At 70.7% G+C, this 5499-nt stretch carries 5 protein-coding genes; 3 read left to right on the top strand and 2 right to left on the bottom strand.

Going from position 1 to position 5499, the window contains the following annotated elements:
* Positions 1-209: 209 nt before the first annotated feature.
* Positions 210-902, bottom strand: coding sequence for an FMN-binding negative transcriptional regulator (locus tag ACWEBX_RS37030; protein WP_451889134.1), 693 nt, complete (start codon positions 900-902; stop codon positions 210-212).
* Positions 903-1330: 428 nt separating this feature from the next.
* On the opposite strand from ACWEBX_RS37030, the gene ACWEBX_RS37025 reads away from it, so the two are divergent.
* The 3 genes from ACWEBX_RS37025 (at position 1331) to ACWEBX_RS37015 (ending at position 4588) form a co-directional block, all read left to right on the top strand.
* Complete coding sequence (locus ACWEBX_RS37025; RefSeq protein ID WP_451889133.1) at positions 1331-2683, top strand: lysine N(6)-hydroxylase/L-ornithine N(5)-oxygenase family protein; 1353 nt, start codon at positions 1331-1333, stop codon at positions 2681-2683.
* A gap of 274 nt (positions 2684-2957) precedes the next feature.
* Positions 2958-3866 (top strand): acetylglutamate kinase, encoded by a 909-nt coding sequence (gene argB / locus ACWEBX_RS37020; RefSeq protein ID WP_451889132.1) that lies wholly within the window; start codon positions 2958-2960, stop codon positions 3864-3866.
* Positions 3863-4588: a hypothetical protein gene (locus tag ACWEBX_RS37015; protein WP_451889131.1), complete on the top strand. Its 726-nt coding sequence runs from the start codon at positions 3863-3865 to the stop codon at positions 4586-4588. The genes argB and ACWEBX_RS37015 overlap by 4 nt, the downstream gene beginning before the upstream one ends.
* Before the next feature lie 331 nt (positions 4589-4919).
* Here the strand turns inward: ACWEBX_RS37015 and ACWEBX_RS37010 are convergent, their stop codons facing one another.
* Positions 4920-5357, bottom strand: coding sequence for a VOC family protein (locus tag ACWEBX_RS37010; protein WP_355846412.1), 438 nt, complete (start codon positions 5355-5357; stop codon positions 4920-4922).
* Positions 5358-5499 lie beyond the last annotated feature (142 nt).

Here is a 5499-nt window from a genome sequence, read left to right as displayed (position 1 = left end):
GGGTTCGACCTGGCGCTGATCCGGTCGACCTGGGACTACAGCCGGCGCGTGGCCGAGTTCGTGGGGTGGGCCCTCGCTCGGCACCGCGGCGGAGCGCCCCGAGGCGGCCGGGCTCAAGGGCGTGCAGGACATGAAGGGGATCGCCGAACAGCGGACCCACCCGGTGGCCATCAGCGCCTGAGGCCGCCGGCGCCGAGGCAACCGGCGTCTCACGGCAGCCGGTTCATCAGCCCGGCGACCTCGCGCTTGTACGTGCACCCGCTCTGCCCGAACGAGGCCTGGACCCGCTCGCGCACCTCGCCCGGCTGCTCCTGGCTGAGCTTGAACATGCCCTCGGCACCCGTGACCGTGAACCGGAACGCCCCGACGGCGGGCACGATCTGGCGGAAGTAGCCGAGCGAGTCGCTCATGTCCCAGCCGTCGCCGAACGCCTTCTCGAAGGCGCGCACGGTGGACTGCACCACCTCCAGCGTCTCCTCGGTCGAGTCGATCTTCTCCACCACGCCCCGGACATGCACCGCGGTGAAGTTCCACGTGGGGGCGGCCGGGGTCTTCCCGTACACCGTGGGTGACACGTACGCGTGCGGGCCGGTGAACGTCAGCAGCAGCACGCCGCCCGACCGCAGCGCCGCCCAGTGCGGGTTGGCCCGGTTCATGTGCCCGAGCAGCGTGACCCCCCTCAGCCCGTCGCCGGCATCACCGGTATCACCGGCGGCGTCCGGAGCGGGGGCGTCGGGAGCGGGGGCGTCGGGAGCGTCGGGGTCGAAGATGACCGGCAGGTGCGTGGCGAAGGGACCGTTCTCGGGGCTGCCGTTCGTCACCGCGAGAGCCAGGGGATTGTCGCGGATCAGATCCGCCGTCCAGGAATTATTCGGCTCGCGATAAAAGCGGGGCACGAACATTCGCATTCTCCTTTTCGGAAATCGGCCTGTTTCGAGGGTCCCCGACCGTACGGCCGTCCTGCCGACAGGACAATGCTTCCACATTCCGAAGACCTGGAGAAGGTCTGAAGAAGTCCTCAAGCGGTCCTCGATTATTCTTCGAGAATCACTCCGGAAAACACCCCGCCACACCCCGCTCCCGCCCTTTTCGCGCGCCCGGCACGGGGCGGGCAGCGCGGCGGCGGCGCGGCAGGCGGTACGAGGCGGCCGGCAAGGGTTTCTCCGCCGCCGCGGGCCGAAGTCACCTCTCCCACCAGCGACTCCGCCACCACTCCAGCGTCACGAGACCAGATCTCAGGATCGAGTTGCCAACATCATGGCAAGGTTTTGCCAAGCCGGAAGGCGTTGTGGGCCACCGGTTGATTTCCAGACGCATCGGGAGCATTCACATGGAGACAACGGGCAGGCGGAACGAAGAGGTCTACGACGTGGTCGGTATCGGGTTCGGCCCGTCCAACCTGTCGCTCGCCATCGCTCTGGAGGAGCACGGGGCGAGCACTCCGCAGCATCCGGTCACCGCCCACTTCTTCGAGCGGCAGCCCGCCTTCGGCTGGCACCGGAACATGCTGCTGCCGTCGACGACCATGCAGATCTCGTTCCTCAAGGACCTGGCGACGTACCGGAATCCGCTGTCCCGGTACAGCTTCGTCTCGTATCTGCACGCCTCGGACCGGCTGGTGCAGTTCGTGAACAACCAGGACTTCTTCCCCACCCGCCAGGAGTTCCACCAGTACCTGGAGTGGGCGGCCGCCGATCTGGGCGACCGGGTCACCTACGGCGCCGAGGTCACCTCGATCCGGCCCGTCACCGAGGCCGCGGCACCCTCCCGCGACCTCCTGGAGATCGAGGTGCGCGCCGGCGACGGCAGCACCCGCGTGGTCGCCGCACGCAACGTGGTCATCTCGACCGGCCTGGTGCCGCGGCTGCCCGACGGCGTGAGCTCCGACGAACGGGTGTGGCACAGCTCGGAGTTCCTCAGCCGCTTCAACGCACAGGACCCCGACCACCTCAAGAGCGTGGCGGTGGTCGGCGCCGGCCAGAGCGCGGCCGAGATCGTCCGGTTCTTCCACGACGAGCTGCCGCACGCCCAGGTCAGCGCCGTCGTCCCGTCCTACGGCTACGCCATCGCCGACGACACGCCCTTCGCCAACCAGGTGTTCGACCCCGGCGCGGTCGACGACCACTACTTCGGCACCGAGCAGGCACGGGACGCCTTCTGGCGCTACCACCGCAACACCAACTACTCGGTGGTCGACTCCGACGTCATCCGGGAGCTGTACCGGCGCTCCTACGACGAGCGGGTGCGCGGCACCGAGCGGCTGCACTTCCGCAACCTCACCCGGGTCACCGACGTCAAGCGCGCCGGGAGCGAGACGCGGGTGAGCCTGCGCTCGCTGCTCGACGACCGTACGGAGGAACTCGCCGTCGACGCCCTGGTGTTCGCCACCGGCTACGACAACCTGGACCCCGCCCGCCTGCTCGGCGGCTTCGACCACCACTTCCTGCGCGACGCGGCGGGCCGGCACCAGGTGGAACGCGACTACCGTCTGCTGAGCGCGTCCGGGCTGAAGAGCGGGGTCTACCTCCAGGGCGGCACCGAGCACACCCACGGGCTGTCCTCGGCCCTGCTGTCGAACATCGCGGTCCGCAGCGGCGAGATCGCCGACTCGATCGTGCTGCGGCGCACCGAACAGGAACTGAGCCGTAGCACCGCCGCGCGGGCCACGCGCTCGGCCGCCTGAAGCACCCGGGCCCGGCCGCTGTCTTGTTGACAGGACGTGACCTCGCGGCAGGACACTCGAGAACCCGCGCGCGAGAGCGCGGCGCGCCCCTCGGGCCGGGCGGAGTTCACCGTCCCAGGAACCCGCATCACAGCCAAGTCCTTTCGTGCAGCTTTCCAGCGCATGTCCACCGGTCATGGGGTCCAGCCCACGACCGGGGCCCCACAGAAGGAGTCGTGACCAACATGAGCGCCAATTCCCCGGTCGGCGGCCTCGTTCGGCGGGCGAGGGTCTCATGACCGTCAGCGTGCACCAGGCCCAGGTCAAGGCCCAGTCCCTCGGCGACGCCCTGCCGTGGCTGGCCCGCCACCAGGGCCGTACGGTCGTCGTCAAGCTGGGCGGACACGCCATGGTCGACGCGGACCTCACGGCGGCCTTCGCCCGCGACGTCGTCTTCCTGCGCTACGCCGGGCTGCGGCCCGTGGTGGTGCACGGAGGCGGCCCCCAGATCGACGCCGAGCTCGAACGGCGCGGCATGAAACGCGAGTTCGCCGCGGGCCTGCGCGTTACCTCGCCGGCGGCGATGGACGTCGTGCGCATGGTCCTCGCCGGCCAGGTGCAGCGCGAGCTGGTCGGGCTGATCAACCGTCACGGCCCGCTCGCCGTCGGCATGACCGGCGAGGACGCCGACACCCTGACCGCGGTACGGCACGTGCCGTGGATCGACGGGGAACCCGTCGACGTCGGCAGGGTCGGCGACATCACCCGCGTGGACACCACCACCCTGGACGGCCTGCTGGCCGCCGGCCGCATCCCGGTGGTCTCGCCGCTCGCCCGCAGCGCCGAGGACGGCCTGGTCTACAACGTCAACGCCGACACCGTGGCGGCGGCGCTGGCGACCGCGCTGGGGGCCCGGTCGCTCGTCATGCTCACCGACGTGGCGGGGCTGTGCGCGGGCTGGCCGCACCGGGCCGAGGTCATCCCGCGGCTGACGGCCGACGAACTGGAAAAGCTCCTGCCGGAGCTGAGCGAGGGCATGGTGCCCAAGATGGCCGGCTGCCTGGCGGCCGTACGGGGCGGGGTGGGCGCGGCCCGGGTGATCGACGGGCGGATCCCGCACTCGGTCCTGCTGGAGATGTTCACCGACGACGGGACCGGAACGGTGATCGTGCCGGACCCGGACGATCAGGAGGTCCTCGCGTGAACGAGCAGTGGCACCAGCGGCAGCAGCCGCAGTCCGCCGGGCCGGCGGGCCCCCTCGGCCCGCCTGCGGGCACCGGGCACGCCCCGCAGCCGGCCGTCCTCGTGCACGAGCTGGTCACCGTGGCCGCGACGGGCGGGGCGGAGGCAAAGGAGTGCGCGCGCCGGCTCGCCGCCTCGCTGCCGCCCCGGGCCCGGTCCGTGCTGCTGGACGCCCTGACCGAGGCGGCTCCCCTGCCCGACGACGGCCCGCCCGGGTACGACTGGTACGACGGGTACGGGGGGTACGGGGGCGGTGGCGGGCTCTCCTTCGGTGAACCCGAATATCCGCTGCCCGCGGCCCGCTCCCACCTGAGCCTGCTGCCCGCCTACCGGGCACCCGGGCCGGACCCGCGGACCGGACCCGACACCGCCGCCCCCGACCCCGGCGGCCCCGACCCCGGTGACGGTGGCGAGAGCTGGCCCGAGCCCCGTACCGGGCCGCCCGCCGCCGTCATCCGGCTGCGGTTCGCCGACGCGATCGCGCTGGAGCGGGCCGGTGCCTGCTTCGACGGCGCCTGCGGCGACCCCGCCACCGGCACCCTCCAGATCCCCGCGGACGCCGGTGTCGAGGCGGTGCGGGCCGTGCTCGCGGTCCTCGACGCGGCGGCGCTCGCGCCCGAGTCGCTCACCGTGCACTCGAACGAACTCGACGACGTCTTCGCCGCGTTCACCGGCCTGCTCTGAGTGCGTGTTTTTGAAGGCTGGTCTTGAGGTCTGAACGTCGCGACGATCGAGGTTGTGGCGTCGCGAGCGGTGGGCCGGCGGTACTGCCGGGAGTGCGGTGATCCGTTGCCGTCGACGATGGCGGCGAAGGCGGTGTTCTGCTCTGGCCGGTGCAGGTCACGGCATTGGCGGGCACTTGAGCAGGCCCGGCTGAGAGTGGTGGCGATCCAGCAGGGGGACCAGGCGGAATGCCCGGTTTGCGGGAAGTGCTGGACGGTGGGGGTCGAACGGTCCCGGGCGGCGACGTACTGTTCACTCAGCGTCGTCCGGAAGAAGCGGACTTAACGCCCTCTCAGACCACGCAGAACTCGTTACCCTCCGGATCTGCCATCACCACGTGATCCGGCCTGCCCTGCAACTCGTCCTCGCGGACCACAGTCGCGCCCGCAGCGGTCAACCGCTCGACTGCCTTGACCACACGCGGCCAGCGCACCTCCCACGGCGTTTCACGGCCACCACCGACTTGCACGTCGAGGTGCAACCGGTTCTTCACCAACTTCGGCTCCGGCACCTTCAAGAAGGACAAAGTGGGGCCTACGCCGTCCGGATCCAAGAGATACGCCCCGTCATCCCACTCGTCCTCCGGAACGCCATGGTGCGAGAGCCAGTCCTCCCAACTCCCGAACCCTGCGGGCGCGGGCTTCTCCGCATAGCCCAATGCCAGCGCCCAGAACGCGGCCAGCTTGGACGGGTACGCGCAGTCGATCGTCAAGGTCCACTTGGTCGCCATGAGCCCTCCCCAATCTGATGAACGGATCGTACCGGGCACCTCTGACACCCCCGGCCCGCAACTTTGCGCGTGCCCCCGTGGGTTGACCCAGCGTAGTCAGCCCCTCGCGCGCGGGTGCGCGGCGCCCGCCTGACGAGACGCG

The organism is Streptomyces sp. NPDC005070 (assembly GCF_053600395.1).
This window is presented reverse-complemented; position numbering and strand designations above follow the sequence as displayed.